Source organism: Streptomyces sp. W16, from assembly GCF_033194735.1.
Taxonomy (GTDB): Bacteria; Actinomycetota; Actinomycetes; order Streptomycetales; family Streptomycetaceae; genus Streptomyces.
In genome coordinates this window covers 1-15,662 of record NZ_JAWOAI010000049.1, presented here as the reverse complement: position 1 = coordinate 15,662, position 15,662 = coordinate 1, and the positions used below count along the sequence as shown (strand labels likewise).

Sequence of the window (15,662 nt, the reverse complement as noted above, 5' to 3'; positions counted from 1 at the left end):
GATCATGAAGACTCGGGCACGCATCGCGGCAACCCTGTGCGCCGTCGCCTCCGTGGCTGCGATCGGGTTGGCGACCCCGGCTGTTGCTCAGTCGGACCAGGCCAACATCACGTGCACGACCTCGCGTACCTCTGACGGCAAGTACGTGGGGGTCAGCTGTAGCAGCGGCCGGTACTACGTCGTCGGCACGGCGTGCAACGAGGGCGGCTGCACCACGATCGGCGGAAACATCGTCAACGCGCCCAACACCTCATGGGCCTATGCGGGCAGCGGTTACTTCGCCGGCGATATCAAGGCCGTCTTCGTCTGAGCGCCCCCCCTGCTCGGATCGTGAAATCGGCGCCCCCCTCTTTTAAAGGGGGGCGCCTTTGGGGCGCCCTCTTGACGAGCCGTCTCCAGGACGGTCCCGGTCCGGCACTGGACACGGCGGCCGGGTCCATACACGATCCCGTTCATGACAGTCGAGGACGCCATCACCACCACCGCCGACCGGATCGCCGCGCTGCTCCCGGCGGGGACCGACCCGCGGACACCGCTGCCGGGCGCCGAGTGGACGGTGGGGGAGGCGGCGGCGCACCTCGCGCTGGCGGGGAAGCTGATGCGGGACATCGGGGCGGGCAAGACCCGGCAGTACGGCGACGGGACGCCCGGCGGCCTCGCGGCGGCCAACAGCGCGTCCCTGGCCGCCTTTCCGGAGCGGGATCCGGAGGTTCTCGGCACGGTGATAGCGGACCAGGCCCTGGCCTTCGTCGCAGCCGCAGCCGGCCGCTCCCCGCAGGAGCAGGTGCTGACACCGATGGGTCCGATGGATCTGGCCACCCTGGGCTCGTACCTGCTCACGCATCTGCTCGGGCACGGCTACGACATCGCGGTCGCGCTGCGCCGGCCACACATGGTGAGCCGGGAGGTCGTCCCGTTCACGCTGCCCTTCCTGCGGCTCGCCATGCCTCGTGTCGTGAACTCCGCCGCGGCCGGTCACCACGCGTGCTACGTGGTACGGACCGGCCGCGACCGCTTCGCCGTCACCTTCGCCGACGGCGTCCCCACGATCAGCGACGACCCGCCCCGGCGCCCCGACTGCACGATCGCCATCGACCCCGTCGCCTTCCTGCTCCTCGCCCTGGGCCGCTGGACCGCCCCCGCCACCATGGCCCGCGCCAAGGTGGTCGTCTGGGGTCGCAAACCGTGGCTCGGGCCGCGCTTCCCGGGGCTCTTCACGGCGCCGTAGCCGGGGCCGGACCGCTCTACGCCCAGCAGCCGTTGACGGTGGCGGCGAGGCCGTCGAGGGCGTCCTTCGTGGCGGCGGGGTCGGCGGTGGAGTTGTTCTCGATGAAGGAGAAGATCTTCCAGTCTCCGTCCGCCGCCTTCGTCAGTCCGCTCAGCGCGATCGCGCCGGTGAGCGTGCCCGTCTTGGCCATCACCTTGCCGACGGCGCACTGCGAGTCGGCGGTGTCGAACCGCCCCCACTCGGGTCCCAGTGTCGAGCCGGCCTCGCCCGCGACGGGCAGTCCGTCCACGATGTACTTCAGCGTCGGGGCGTTGGCCGGGTTGTCCGCCAGGTCGAGGATGTCGGCGATGGTCTGCGCCGGGATGCGGTTGGAGCGGGACAGCCCGCTGCCGTCGTGGATCTCGAAGTTGGCCAGCGAGATGCCGTACTGGGTGAGGATCTGGCGTACCACCGCCGTGCCGTCTTCGAAGGTGGCCGGGCGGCCGGAGGCGAGCGCCGTCATCCGCAGCAGGGTCTCGGCGATATCGTTGTCACTCACCTTGAGCATGTGCTCCACGACGGCCGACAGCGCCGCGGACCGGTGCTCCGCCACGGGGACGGCTCCGGCGCCGGCGACACCGTGCGTGACGCTGCCGGTGACCGTGACACCCTGCTTGGCGAGGAGCTTCGCGAAGGTCTGACCGGCGTCCAGGGACGTGTCCGTGACGTGGTGGCCGTCGACCACCAACGCCCGTACGGGAGCGATGGAGTCGGGGTAGTAGCCGTCGTTCCAGCCGATGGCGAGGGAGGGCTCGGGGAAGAGGCTGTCGTCGACCTGGACCTTCACCGAGGTCAGGCCCGCGTTCTTCAGGCCCGCGACGACGGTCGTGACCATCGCGCCGAGGTCGGCGGAGGTCAGGGTGCGGTCTCCGCCCCCGACCAGGGTGAGGGTGCCGGCGCCGTAGACGACCTTCGTGGTGAAGCGGTGGTCGGGACCGAGGACCGTGAGCGCGGCGGTCGAGGTGGCGAGCTTGGTGTTGGACGCGGGCATCAGCGCGGTGGTCGCGTCATGGCCCCACACGACGTTGTCGGACTGCGCGTCGATGACCACACCACTGAGCGTGGTGCCCAGACGGGTGTCCTGGATGCGGGTGTCGAGGTTGGTCGCGATCTGCTGCTCGGCGGGGTCCAGCGTGGCGGCGGTCTGCCCGGCGGCGAACGCGGACGTGCCGAACAGGATCGTCCCGGCGACGGGAGCGGTCACCGCGACGACGGCGGCCCGGCGGAACATCGGACTGACCGTTCTGCTCTTGCGGTGGCGTCCGCTCGCGTGGTCGGTGGCGGGGGAGTTGGGCATGGCGGCCTCGGTGCAGGGGAGTGTGAGTGGGGACGTGCGAAAGATCCGGGGATCTTGAAAGGGGAAAGTAACAGTTCCAACTCACGTTACCCATGGGTACGTTGTGAAGGGCGGGAGCCTGGCTGATTTGTGACGGTGCTGCCGTCAGTCCTCGTCCCCGAAGGGCAGCGAGTCGAGGTCCCCGGTGAAGTCCTCCACGCTAGGGAACATCAACTCCAGGGCGTCGCCCGGCAGTTCGTGCCGGGTGCCCGAGGTGGTCAGCGCCTGCTCCGTCCAGATGCATTTGCCCGTCGACGTATAACGCGTGCCCCAGCGCTGGGTGAGGGCGGTGATCAGCTGCAGGCCGCGCCCGCCCTCGTCGGTGTCCGTGGCGCGGCGGATGCGCGGCATCGTCAGGCTGCCGTCGAAGACCTCACAGATCAGCTCGGCGCCGTGCAGCAGGCGAAGGCTGACCGGGCCCTTGGCATGCCGCACCACATTGCCCACCAGCTCGCTGGCCAGGAGTTCCGTGGTCGGGGTCAGATCCTCCAGACCCCAGGTGCTCAGCTGCTCCCGGACGTGACGGCGGGCCTGGCCGGCCGCTCGCGGGTCCTCGGGGAGCTGCCAGGAGGCGATCTTGTCGGGGGTCAGGGCGTGCAGCCGGGCGACGAGGAGAGCGGCGTCGTCGGCCGTCGGATGCTCGGCGGGGAGCAGGCCCGCGGTGAGGGTGTCGCACAGCCGCTCCAGTTCCAGCTGCTCCGAGCCCGCCTCCGTGCCGGAACCGGACCTGTGCGCCGCGCTCAGCAGCCGCGCCAGGTCCGTCATGCCCTCGTCCATCTCGCGCTTCGAGGACTCCACCAGACCGTCGGTGTAGAGCACCAGCAGACTTCCCTCCGGCACCTTCAACTCCACCGTCTCGAACGGCGGTTCAGCCGCGCCGAGCGGCGGGTCGGCCGACAGCTCCGGGAAGTGCACCGTGCCGTCCGGGTGGACCACGGCCGGCGGCGGATGGCCGGCCCCGGCGATGGAACAGATCTGTGTCGTCGAGTCGTAGAGCGCGTACAGACAGGTCACGTACGACTCCTCGCCCATCCCGGCGACGAGGTCGTTCAGATGGCTCATGATCTCGTCGGGCGGCAGCTCCAGGTCGGCCAGGGTGTGCAGCGCGGTGCGCAGCCGGCCCATCGTCGCCGCCTCCGGCAGACCGTGGCCCATCACGTCGCCCACCACCAGGGCCACCTGGCCGCCCGAGAGCGGGATGATGTCGTACCAGTCGCCGCCGACGTCCATGCCCTGGCCCGCCGGGAGGTAACGGGCGGCGGCGGTGCACGCAGGCAGCTCGGGCAGCGCCCGGGGGAGCAGACTGCGCTGGAGCTCGCGGGAACGGTCGTGCTCGGCGTCGTAGAGCCGGGCCCTTTCCAGGGCCTGGGCGACGAGGGCGCAGATCGTGGTGAGCAGGGTGCGTTCCTCGTCGGTGAGCCGGCGGGGGTGGTCGAAGGCCACGACGCAGACGCCGAAGGTGTGGCCGGACGCGGTCAGCGGCAGAAACGCCCATGCCTGCTTCTCGGCCCTGGCCGGTCTGGCGGCCAGCTCGGGGTAGCGGGCCGAGTACTCCCCGACCGAGGAGAGGAACAGCGGCACGCCGGACGCGATCACGTCCCAGGACGGCTCGCCGGGGGTCCGGGCGCGGCCGTCGACGACGCCGAGGAAGTCCTCCGGGTAGCCGTCCGCTCCCACGGTGTGCAGCCGGTCGCCCTCGATGGCCTGCACCAGAAGTCCGGTGGCGGCGAACGGCGGGAGCACCCGGCGGGCGACCGCGGCCACCACGTCCTTCGAGGTCGTCGCCTTGGCGAGAGCGGCCGTCAGCTCCCCGATCCGGGCCGCGCGCCGGGCCACCGCCAGTTCGGACGCCCTGCGCTCCTCCTCGTGCTGCCGTTTCTCGGTGACGTCGGTCAGATAGAGGGTGACGCCGTCGGGCCCCGGAACCAGCCGGAGGTGGTGGCGACGGCCGGTGCCCTCCAACTGGGCGTCGAAGCCGACGGGCGTCTCCTCGGCCGCGGCCTTCCGGCAGCGGTCCTCCAGGCCGGGGACGTTCCGTACCGTGGGCAGCTCCCACAGGAGTCGCCCGAACAGCTCCTCCTCGGACAGGCCCAGCGTGCGCTCCGCCTCCAGGTTGGCGAAGGTGATCCGCCAGTCGTCGTCCACGGCGAGGAACCCGTCGCTCATGTGGCGCAGGGCCCGGCTGAGGGAGTCCCGGGCGGACCGGGACTCGTCGCTCTCCCAGCCCACACCGATCATCCGGAGGGGTTCGCCGTGTTCGTCGTAGGTCGCCCGGCCGCGGGCCTGGGTCCAGCCGTACGTGCCGTCCAGGCGCCGCACCCGGTACTCGGCCTCGAACACGCCGTGCTCGCGGATCGCCCGGTCCACCGCGTCCAGCGTCGGCGCCAGGTCGTCGGGATGGACGCACACCATCCAGTTCTCGACCCTCGCGGTGTAGTCCTCGGGCCTTGTGCCGTAGAGCTCCAGGGCCGCCTCGTCCCAGATCAGCTCGCCGCCCTGGATGTCCCAGTCCCACGAACCGACGCTGACCTCCTTCAGCGCCTGCCGCAGCCGGTCACGGTGGCCGGCCGGCTCCGTCCTGGAGGGGCCGGAGGGCGGCGGCGCCTGGCTCATGCGCTGCTCGGTCCAGAGGACCAGGTCCCGGAGGAAGTCCCACTGCCGCGGTGTGGGCGCGCCCTGCTCGCCCATCAGAACGGTGAGCGCGCCGATATTGCGGTCCCCGCCGGACACCGGCACGGAGGCCAGACCAGTGCCGGGCCAGGACGGCTCCGGGACCACCGACCGGCCCACGGGTGCGGGCTCCACCGGAACCCACACGCCACTGCCCTGGTGCAGGGCCCTGGCCGGGGCGGTCGGGCCCTCCTGGTCGATGATCTCCCACGGGCGGGTGAGGGCGGGAGGCAGACCGGTCGACGACACCAGCCGCAGCGCGGACATCGGGCCACGCAGATGAATCGCTCCACCGAGGGCACCCAGCTCGCCCACCGCGTGCTGCAGTGCCAGCCGGAAGACCTCGCTCTCGGTGACGCCGGGGTCCACGGTGCCGAGCAGAGCCAGACGTGCGTTCATACTGTAAATTTTACCGTTCCCGCCTCACATGACACGGTCTCCGCAGGACTCCCACCTTTTGCTCAAGCTGTCGCGTACGGCTCTCAACAGCCAGGGTTCCAGGCCGAGTTGCATCGGAGTTCCACCGATGTTCCCTCGGGTGACAATACTCGGCATCCGGGACACCCGCGCCCTGTGCGACAGCAGGGACGGCCGATTGTGCGCCGTTCACGGAGGGGGTGGGAAGTGGTAACGGCCGACGACTACTTTCATGGTCGTCCCGGAACCCCTTGATCATGCCCGCACGTTGTCACACCGTCAGGCTCACCGCCCACCCGCCAACGAGGAGCGGCATGGACATCGGCGTATTCATCCCCATCGGCAACAACGGCTGGCTCATATCGAAGAGCTCGCCCCAATACCGACCGAGCTTCGAGCTGAACAAGGCCATCGTGCAGAAGGCCGAGGAGCACGGGCTCGACTTCGCGCTGTCGATGATCAAGCTCAAGGGATTCGGCGGTGAGACGGAGTTCTGGGACCACAACCTGGAGTCGTTCACCCTGATGGCGGGCCTGGCCGCCGTCACCGAGCGGATCAAGCTCTACGCCTCCACCCCGATCCTGGTGCTGCCCCCGGCGATCGTCGCGCGCATGGCCACGACCATCGACTCCATCGCCCCCGGCCGCTTCGGCATCAACATCGTCACCGGCTGGGCCCCCGGCGAGTACTCCCAGATGGGCCTGTGGCCCGGCGACGAACACTTCGGCAACCGCTACGCCCGCGCCGCCGAGTACGTCACCGTGATGAAGGAGCTGTGGAGCGAGGGCGTCAGCAACTTCAAGGGCGAGTTCTACGAGATGGACGACTGCGTGCTGTCCCCGCGCCCGGCGGACGGCCACATCGACATCGTCGCCGCCGGACAGAGCAACACCGGGATCCGGTTCGCCGCCGAGCACGCCGAGTACAACTTCATCCTGGGCAGCGGCGTCAACACCCCCCTCGCACTCTCGGGGACCACGGCCACGCTCGTGGAAGCGGCCGAGGAGACCGGCCGTGACGTCGGCGCGCTCTCCCTCTTCATGGTCATCGCCGACGAGACCGACGAGGCCGCCCGCGCCAAGTGGCAGGACTACCACGACAACGCCGACCACGCGGCGCTGGCGTACATGGCCGGTGAATCGGCCACCGACACCACCGCCGACGACACCTCCACCGCCCGGACCATCGTGTTGCCCGAGGGCGCGGTCAACTTCAACATGGGCACGCTGGTCGGGTCGTACGAGTCCGTCGCGAGGATGCTCGACGAGGTCGCCGAGGTCGAGGGCACCAAGGGGATCATGCTCGTCTTCGACGACTTCCTCGAAGGCCTGGAGAACTTCGGCACCCGTATCCAGCCGCTGATGAAGTCCCGCGCCCAGTCCAGCTGACCCCTTTCCCCGCGAACGCGGCCCCGGAGCCGGACACCCGCTGTCCCGACCGCTCCGGGCGTCGCTCCGGAGCCGCCAGGACAGGAAGGACGCCGCAGTGACCCGTCGTGCCCAGCAGGAGGACTACGAGCGCGCCGGGCTCGACGGGCGGCTCAGCGCCGGCACCTCCCCGGCGCTGGTCCTGGTGGACCCCGCCCGTGCCTACGTCGACCCGGACTGCCCGCTCTACGCCGGTGTCGAACCGGCGGTCGACGCGATGAGGACCCTGCTGGCCGACGCGCGCCGGGCCGGGATTCCAGTCGTCGTCACACGGGTGCGGCTGAGGGCGGACGGCAGTGACGGAGGGATGTTCTTACGGAAGGTGCCGAGCCTGCGGGTATTCGTCGAAGGCAGCCCCTTCGGCGAGTTCATCGACGGACTGGCCCCGATATCAGGCGAACTGACGGTGACGAAGCAGTGCCCGAGCGCCTTCTTCGGTACCGCGCTGGCCGACCACCTCACCGCCGGCGGCATCGACACGGTCCTCATCGGCGGACTCTCGACGAGCGGCTGTGTCCGCGCCACCGCCCTCGACGCCATGCAGTACGGATTTGTCCCGATCGTGGTCGAGGAGGCGGTCGGCGACCGCGATCCCGACATCCACGCGGTGAATCTCTTCGACATTGCGCACAAGATCGGTGAGGTCTGGCCGATCGGGCGCGTCCAGGAGTACCTGGAGCCGTTCGGCTGACCGGGGCGTCGGATGTCAGGCCGCGCGGTGCCGCCCCATGACGGGTTCGGCCAGCACTCGCGCCACCGGGCACAGGGTCTGACCGTGCCGGGCGAAGAGTTCGTCGCGCGAGTCGAAATGGCCCAGATCCGCCAGGACGTAGGCCGAGAGGTCGCACCCGGCGCCGGCTGTCGGGCAGAGCGTTGCGCCGTCCCAGTCGATCGCCGTTCTGGACAGCGCCTCGAAGAGCGTCTCCGAGCCGGAATTGGTGAAGCCGGCGTCGAGACCCGCGCTCAACTCCCCAAGACTGCCGAAGAGTTCGGACACCGCCAACCAGGAGGTGGACGGCGCGTCGCCAAGACGGAATTCCGGCCAGGCCAGCAGAACCTGGTCCGGGACGATCCGGCGCAACCGGGGAAAGCGCGGATACCAGAACGCCCCGTCCACCAGCAGTCCGCGCACCCGTGTGGCCACCCCGGCGGCCCGCGCCACGGCTTCGAGTACGGCGAGTCGCTGGCTGCACGAGCCACGGCCGCGGCGCAGCACCTCGGACACCGGCCGCTCGTCCTGCACCGAGTACACCGGGCGTACCGCTCCGGTGATCCGGCGGTGGGCGTGGCGCAGGGTCTCGATCCGGCGGACGGTCTCCGAGTCCGCCGCCACGTCGATCCCGTCGAGCAGCGAGGTCACGAGCGGGTCCCGCCAGTCGAGGATCCGCGTCGGGGCCGTGCTCCCCGTCGCTGTCACACCGCCGGTCGTGCCGACGCGGGAACGCCTTCGCGGTGTGAGCAGCGAACTGGTCATGATCGTGGTCCTCTCGTCGGACAGCCCCGAGTGTCAGGGGTGTCCTTCTGCGGTGACCATCATGAAGGAGAAATTGAACGTGTTCAACTCTGAATGTGTTGTCCGGTCCCGTCAGCCGATCCGCAGGTCGTCGACGTAGCCGCGGTAGCCACCCGTGGCGCCCGAGCGGTCGAAGCCCAGGAGCACCTTGCTGATCGCCTGCCCCGCCTTGACCTTACCGAGGTCCACGGTCACCTGGTTCCAGGTGTCCATCGTCAGGTGCCCGCACTGCCGGGCCGGATGGATCCCGTTGCCGGACTGGTCGGTGGCGCCCGAGTCCCGTAGGTCACTGCCGTCGGTGGAGACCAGGTCCACGGCGACGCAGGTGCTGTTGTCGGAACCGGCGTCCACCCATGGGGTGGTGGCATTGGACTGCGGGAAGATCCAGTAGCTGAGCGTGGTGTCGTCGCGGACGGTGAGCGGTGCGCCGTTGAAGCCGTAGACCTGCATGTACGCGTGGTCGTACGCACCGCCGTCGGCACGGCCCGAGTACATCAGCGACGTGTCGCCGGTGTGGGCCTGTTCACCGGTGCGCAGGGTGGCCTGGGGACCCGTGAGACCGCAGCACAGGCCGGTGATGCCGTAGTTGCCGTCACCGTGGGTGTCGACGTTGTCGACGGTGTCGGTCCAGGTCGGCTGGGGCTGTCCGGTCTCGAAGCCCGTGGTGAGCGCGGACGTCGTCGCGGACTTGGCCGGCTCGGACAGCTCGTGCCGGATGGTGGCCGCGCTGGTTCCCGCCGGTGCGAAGTCGATCGTCTCGCCAACGGCGGTGCGCAGCTTGATGGTTGTGCCCGAGAGGGTCCCCTTGTGGACGCCGTTCGCGTAGTACTCCACGGGCTTGCCGGGCCACGGGTTGGTGAAGGTGAGGTCGCCGCCGGAGCGGCTCGTGATCCGGGCGTACTCGACCGCGTTGTCGCGGATGCTGCTGGAGACCTCGAAGTTGCCGTAGGCGAGCAGCCCGCCGAACTTGGCGTTGGAGTCGGTTGGCCAGTTCGGGAAGACCTTGATGTCGTGCTGGGCGGACTGCAAAAGCATTTCGTCGAGCCCTGAGGTGGTGACGTTGAGGTTCTCGATGCCACCGCCGTAATGGTGCACCGCCATGTTCGGGTACGAGTAGGCGGTGGCCTCGGAGTGCAACTCCTCCATCAGGGTGCTGGGGTTGTAGCCGACCATCGCCGCCGCCGCGTACAGGGTGGCCGGGGAGTTGTCGCTGTGCCAGTTGTTCAGCTGCTCGACGGTGTTGCGCGCGGTCCCGAGCAGGTCGGTGGAGCTGTTCAACCCCACTTGCAGGCCCGGGTAGACGGCCTGGACGGCGACGTCGTTGCCGTCGGTGACCCAGCCGGAGCCTTCCGAGGTCTGCCGGAAGACGGTCTGGCCGTTCCGCGTCATCGTGGGCAGCGGCGCGAGGTGGCTGTCGATGTGCTGCCAGGTCGGGACGAGCGAGCCGTTGATGTGCAGGTCCTCGCTCATGTCGATCAGGCCCTGGAACAGCAGGTGCACCAGGCCGAGGGACAGGATGCTGTTGGTCTGCGGGTAGACGCCGCCTTCCTGCGGGGCGTCGTTCTCGATGTTGTACGTGCCCGTGGCCGCGTCCCAGGTCAGGTAGTCCTGCCAGAACAGCCCCACCTCCTGTAGGTAGGGGAGGACCTTGCGCGCGTAGGAGGCGCTGCGGGTGTACTCGTACTTCATGACCATGTCGCTGGCGAAGTTCACGGCGTCGGACTTCTGGTTGTACAGGTCGTCGGCGGCGCTCGTGCCGTTGGGCGAGATACCCACCGGGTAGAGCACACCCTTGTAACCCGCTGCCGCAGCCTTCGCCTTGCCTCTCGGTATCCAGTCCAGGATCGGGTCGTCGTAATTGCCCATCTGGGCCACGTGGTTGGTGGACAGCGCCGGGTAGAACGCCGCTTCGTAGTTGTAGTTGGCGTGGTAGTCGCCGTACCAGTTCATGGGCCCGGTGGTCCAGTTGCCCCACAGGCCCGGGGCGTACTTCCCGGCGCGCGAGACCGAGCCGAGGAGATAGAGGGAGCCGTACCAGCTCTTCTCCACCGCCTGGTCGGGGATCTGCACGAACGACCGGGACCAGTACGCGCGCCACCAGGACTCGTGGGCCGTGTACAGCTTGGCCAGCTCGGTTTGGGTGAGCGCGGCTGCCGTCGCGTGGGCGACGGACTCGTAGCGAGGTGTGTCATGACTGCTCTGTATCGCCGCGGCGAGGGTGTAGGTCACGCCGGGCTTGAGGGTGAGGCTGATCCGGTTGCCCGCCGGTCTTGCGGTCGTGCCGCGCACGCTCGTGGCGATGCGGGCGTGCGGGTTGCCGGGCGCGTCGGTGGTACCTGCCTGTACGTCGGCGTCAAGTACCCCCTTGCTGCTGGAGGTTGACGGAGTCTTCCCCAGGCCGTCCTGCACGGTGACGGTCGCGTCCTGTGCGTGCGAGCCGGACAGCCGCAGGGTGGTGACGAACAGGTTCTCGGTGGCGGAGACCCAACTCCTCGACGAGAGCGTCTGGTTGCCGAGTGTGTAGGTGCCCTCGACCTGCGCCCGGGCGATGTTCTGTACGACGTGATGGCCGGCGCCGGCCAGCCCCGGGACGGCGAGCACGATCCGGCCCAGCGGTTCGATGCCGTTGGTGGCGGTGGAGAAGAAGTCGTTCTTGCCGAGATAGAAGGTCTGGTCGTCGATGGAGCCGCCGACCGCGACGCCGACGTCACCGTTGCCCATGAGCGGGGCGTCGACGGTTTCGCCGTTCGCCAGGACGGTGGGCGGGGAGTCCCACTCGCCCTGGAACCGCGCGACGGTGCGCAGGGCTTGGGCCGCGGTCGGGTCGGTGACGGTCTGTACGGCGGCTGTTGCGGACGGGCCGCTCTGGAGGGTGGTCAGGCCGATAGCCATGAGGGCCGAGGCCAGCAGGGTGCTGATGCGTCTCCGGTAGCGAAGTGAGGAAGCCACCACGGTGTGACCTTTCTGTTCGTCTTTCATCCGGGGTCCTCGCCGCACGCCGTGGCCAGGTAGGCCGCGCCGAGCAGTGGGGCTTGAGTCGGTTGGTGCGCCGGGCTGATGAGGATGCGTCGGTTGCGGTCCGGGTCGGCTTCGACGAGCCCCGCCCGCAGCGGTTCGGCCACGAGATCCCAGGCGCCCGCGATGGCACCCCCGACCACGAGAACGGTCGGTTCGAATGCGGCGAGCGACGGGCCCAGCACCCTGCCCAGGACACTGAACGTCTCGGCGAACACATCGGCCGCCGCCTCGTCCCCCTCCCGCGCCCGCCGGGCGATCTCCCGGACGTCGGGCGGTGCCGCGCCGGTGGCCCGCGCGTAGGCTCGCCGCAGAGCGCGTCTGGACACGGTCTCCTCGACCGGCCTGCCCGCGTACCGCAAGGTGTGGACCCGGCCCTCGGGCGGGATCCCGGGCCCCTGCCGCACGATGCGGCCGTCACGCAGGAAGCAGGAGCCCACCCCGGTTCCGAGGGTGATCCCGGCGACGGACCGGTGCCCGCGCGCCGCCCCCGCCCACCACTCACCGAGCACGAACGCGTCCGCGTCGTTCCAGAAGCTGACGGCGGTGGCGCCGGGGAGCGAGGCCGTCAGAGCGGTGCGGAGATCGAAGTCCCGCAGTGCGTCGAACTTGCCGACCCCTTCGTACCGCCCGTACCCGCGCGCGTAGTCGAAGGGACCGGGCAGCGCCACGGCCCACGGGCCTGAACCGTCGGTGGACAGTCGACTCGCGCACCGGACGAGGGCGGACAGTATCTCCTCGGCACTTCCGTCACCGTCCAGCAGCTCACGGAACGACCGGCCGGACCGCAGACCGCGCATCTCGATGTCCACACACGCCGAGGTCACATGCGTACCGCCGACCTCCAGCACCGGAACGAAGCCCTCGTCGCCGGGACTCATCGCACCAGCGCCTTCACACAGCGCACCGGCCCCGCGCCGAGAGCCCGCACCCGGTAGGCGCCGACCGAGGCGGGCACGGTGAGCGTCTCGGCGTAGGCCAGTTCGTAGCCGTGGCCGCCGCTCGTCTCCAGGCGGATTCCGTCCCCCTCGACGACATTGAGGACGTGGAAGCGGTCGTCCGTGTCGTCGTCCACGACGGCGTCCGGGGCCAGTTCGAGGCGCCGGACCTCGAAGAACATCTCCGGGAGAGCGCCGATGACGTCCTCGCGCCAGCCCTCGCCCGAGCGCAGCGTGCGCGGCTGCTGGACCAGATCCCTCGCCACGGCCTCTCCCGACCGGTCGGAGTCGAGGTTCTCAAAGGCGTGGTCCACATGCACCGGCCGCCGCTTCCCCGCGCGGTCGGTGCGCAGCCAGTCGTAGAAGCGAAGGCTGTACAAGTAGGGCGTCGCGCTGATTTCGAGTACGACATTGCCCTCGCCGCTGCCGTGCGGGGTGCCGCCCGGGATGAGGAAGAGCTGATGCGGGTCGGCGGGGAAGGTCTGGACGTGGCGTTCGACGTCGAACGGGACGCCCTCGTGGAACGCCCGGTCCGCCTCGCTCCGGAAGGCCGCGAGGTCGGCGTCCTCGCGCAGGCCGAGGAAGACCTTGCGGCCGGGCCCGCCGAGCATCATGTAGTACGTCTCGTGCTGGGTGTACGGCCAGCCGAAGACCCGCCGCATGTAGTCCGGGCGCGGGTGGCAGTGGACGGACAGGTTGCCGCCGCCGACGGTGTCGAGATAGTCGAAGCGGATCGGGAACGAGGTGCCGAACGTCTCGTACACGTCTTCGCCGAGGATCTCCTCGGGGTGCAGCGCGACCAGTGCCTGGAGCGGCACCTCGACGCGCGGGCCGTCCGGTGTGCCGACGAGGATGCCGCTCTCCGGCGCGATGAGCTCGTAGCCGAGCGCGGTGTTGGCCGCCTCGCGGTTGAAGCCGAGCTGCTCCTGAGCCCAATGCCCGCCCCAGGACGTGGTGTTGAAGGTGGGCCGGGTACGGAACGGCCGCCCGGCCAGGTCGCCGAGCGCCTCGCGCAGCGCGGGTCCCGCCAACCAGGCCGGATTCTGGGGCTGTTGGGTGTCCAACCACAGATCGAGGCCACCGACGAGCGTGTCGCGATGCCGGTCCAGGACGGGCCAGTCGATGTAGAACAGCCGCCGGGTCGTACCCGCTCCGCTACCAGCCGGCTGCCCCAGATTGCGGCCGCTCCCACCGGTGATCCCGGCCTCGGCATGGCGTTTGGGCAGGTCCGCGTACCAGAGCAGGTCGTACGACACCAGAGCCGCACCCGGCCCGAAGACGACGGTGACGGAGTCGGCGCGGGCCTCCGGCGCGGGCAGTTCCGTGAAGAAGTCGGCAAGGCCCGCCCGGGACAAGGGAGCGAAGTCCGGGTCGTCCGCCAGCGCCGCGGACGCGGTGAGGGCGAGGATGTCCGGCCACGGGGCGAAGTGCTCGCGCAGGTCGATCTGCTTGGCCGTGATGCCGCGGGCCGCCAGCGCGTCGCGGATACCGGCCGCGACCGTCTCCCAGTCGACGGCCACCGGGCCGTCGACGGCGAGGATCAGCCCGGGAGCGATATTGGCGACCGCCTCCCGGTATCCGAGGCCGACCTCTCCTGTGATGCTGTGGCACGGCTCGGCTTCGTAGCCGCGTACTGCCGGCATGACGGTCTCAGCCCTTCTGTGAGTACGGCGCTGGTCGTTCAAGCGACTGGGCCGAGGTGCGTGAGCCTGCCGACGCCGTCGACGGACAGGCCGGTTGGCAGCGGTGCGGTGTCGCCGGTCGCGAAGGTCGGGTTGATGTCGAACAGGGCCGACAGCACCGCCTCGGCTCCGGCCGCGCCCGCGATGTTGTCGCGGACGGCGGTGCCGCGCTCGGCCACCCGGGCCCGGTGCCGTCCGTCAGGACCGGTGACGATCTCCATGGCCTGGCCCCACAGCCCGCCCGACGCGGCGGAGGAGAGGCCGCGCAGGAGGGCGGTCGCCCGGTCGTGGAAACCGAGCCGTGCCAGGCCGTGGGCGGTGACGCCGGGCCAGGCGGCGAAGGCGCCCGCCGCGCCGTGGTCGGGTCGGTCGGAGGCGGCGGCGATCGGATCGTCGGGACTCAGCGCCCGCATCCAACCGCCCACCAGCAGACGGTCGTTGACGAAATCGGCCATCTCCCGCCGTGTCCCGTCCGGGAGTTCGCGGTGCAGGGCAGCCGCGACCAGGCCGAAGTCCAGACAGTGCCCGATCGTGTCGGTCCCGTCCGGCCGGAGTATCCGCCAGCGGCCCGATCCGGCGTACAAGTCCAGGAGTGCGGCGGTCAGTTGACCGGCCTCGGCCTCGGTCCGCTCGGCCTCCTCCGTGCGGCCGAGCCGTCGGTACAGTCCGGCGAGCGAGCGCGTGGAGGCGACGTAGGCACCGTTGAAGGAGGCGACGACACCGGTGTAGGTGGGCACGCACTCCAGCAACTGCCATGGATCGTCACCGAAGTCGGCGAGCACGCCCCCGGTGGCCGGGTTCCGCCGCTCGCGCCAGCCCAGTCCGAGCCGCTCCAGATGCCGGAGGACGGTCATCTCTCCGGCCGTCCCGCCGGTCGTCTCGTCGAGGAAGGCGAAGTCGCCGGTGACGCAGACGTAGTGCTCGATCAGCCGGAACAGGGCGTAGTCGGTGGAGCTGTAGGCATTGCCCAGGGGTCCGCCGTCGAGGTTCTCGACACCGAAGGAGTCGCGGTAGGGGCCGGCCAGGACCCGCAGCAGCCAGGCGCGCAGTCCGGCCGGTTCCAGCAGGGCGTACAGGCGGCTCCACTCGCAGTGGTCCCAGAAGTACGTGGTGGTCGGCCCGAGCCGGGGGCCGCCGGTGAGGAACACCGGTTCGCCGGGACGGATGCGGGTGTTGCGCAGGTACAGCGTCTGCAGGGCGCCCATGTAGTAGGTGCGCGCGAGTCCGGGGTCCTCGGTGGTGAAGGTCGGCAGGTGCCCGGAGAAGTCGGGGTTGCCCGGGGTGAACATGTTGGCCCACAGCCGCCGCCAGCCGTCCTCCCCGGCCCGCGCCGTCACCTCGAAGTCCGCGGCGGCGGCACGGGCCTGGGCCGAGACGGCGTCGGCGTCGGTCCCGTA

General features: G+C 70.1%; 10 protein-coding genes and 1 pseudogene. 4 read left to right on the top strand and 7 right to left on the bottom strand.

Annotation, left to right across the window (positions count from 1 at the left end):
- Window positions 1-4 precede the first annotated feature (4 nt).
- The gene (locus R6V09_RS09485; protein WP_317880908.1) at window positions 5-310 is read left to right on the top strand and encodes a hypothetical protein; all 306 of its coding nucleotides are present in this window, start codon (window positions 5-7) and stop codon (window positions 308-310) included.
- Window positions 311-454: 144 nt separating this feature from the next.
- Window positions 455-1,228, top strand: a complete 774-nt coding sequence (locus R6V09_RS09480; RefSeq protein WP_317880907.1) for a maleylpyruvate isomerase family mycothiol-dependent enzyme — start codon at window positions 455-457, stop codon at window positions 1,226-1,228.
- 16 nt (window positions 1,229-1,244) lie between these two features.
- Here R6V09_RS09480 and dacB read toward each other — a convergent pair whose 3' ends face one another.
- A complete protein-coding gene (dacB, locus tag R6V09_RS09475; RefSeq protein ID WP_317880906.1) occupies window positions 1,245-2,564 on the bottom strand; it encodes a D-alanyl-D-alanine carboxypeptidase/D-alanyl-D-alanine endopeptidase in 1,320 nt (439 codons plus the stop codon).
- Between the two features lie 144 nt (window positions 2,565-2,708).
- Window positions 2,709-5,672 carry a SpoIIE family protein phosphatase gene (locus R6V09_RS09470; RefSeq protein WP_317880905.1) on the bottom strand — a complete coding sequence of 988 codons (2,964 nt, stop codon included), beginning with the start codon at window positions 5,670-5,672 and terminating at the stop codon, window positions 2,709-2,711.
- A gap of 332 nt (window positions 5,673-6,004) precedes the next feature.
- Between R6V09_RS09470 and rutA the strand changes: the two genes are divergently transcribed.
- Window positions 6,005-7,078: a pyrimidine utilization protein A gene (gene rutA / locus R6V09_RS09465; RefSeq protein WP_317880904.1), complete on the top strand. Its 1,074-nt coding sequence runs from the start codon at window positions 6,005-6,007 to the stop codon at window positions 7,076-7,078.
- 97 nt (window positions 7,079-7,175) lie between these two features.
- Window positions 7,176-7,808 carry an isochorismatase family protein gene (locus R6V09_RS09460; protein ID WP_317880903.1) on the top strand — a complete coding sequence of 211 codons (633 nt, stop codon included), beginning with the start codon at window positions 7,176-7,178 and terminating at the stop codon, window positions 7,806-7,808.
- 15 nt (window positions 7,809-7,823) lie between these two features.
- On the opposite strand, the gene R6V09_RS09455 is transcribed toward R6V09_RS09460, so the two are convergent.
- The 5 genes and pseudogenes from R6V09_RS09455 to R6V09_RS09435 form a co-directional block, all read right to left on the bottom strand.
- Complete coding sequence (locus R6V09_RS09455; RefSeq protein ID WP_317880902.1) at window positions 7,824-8,591, bottom strand: transglutaminase domain-containing protein; 768 nt, start codon at window positions 8,589-8,591, stop codon at window positions 7,824-7,826.
- Between the two features lie 111 nt (window positions 8,592-8,702).
- The gene (locus R6V09_RS09450; RefSeq protein WP_317880901.1) at window positions 8,703-11,579 is read right to left on the bottom strand and encodes a glycosyl hydrolase family 95 catalytic domain-containing protein; all 2,877 of its coding nucleotides are present in this window, start codon (window positions 11,577-11,579) and stop codon (window positions 8,703-8,705) included.
- Window positions 11,580-11,605: 26 nt separating this feature from the next.
- On the bottom strand, window positions 11,606-12,526 hold the full coding sequence (locus tag R6V09_RS09445; protein WP_317880900.1) for an ROK family protein: 921 nt from the start codon (window positions 12,524-12,526) through the stop codon (window positions 11,606-11,608).
- Window positions 12,523-14,226: a class I mannose-6-phosphate isomerase gene (locus tag R6V09_RS09440; RefSeq protein ID WP_317880899.1), complete on the bottom strand. Its 1,704-nt coding sequence runs from the start codon at window positions 14,224-14,226 to the stop codon at window positions 12,523-12,525. Before R6V09_RS09440 ends, R6V09_RS09445 begins: the two co-directional genes overlap by 4 nt.
- A 38-nt stretch (window positions 14,227-14,264) precedes the next feature.
- Window positions 14,265-15,662: pseudogene (locus R6V09_RS09435) on the bottom strand (hypothetical protein); the annotation flags it as partial.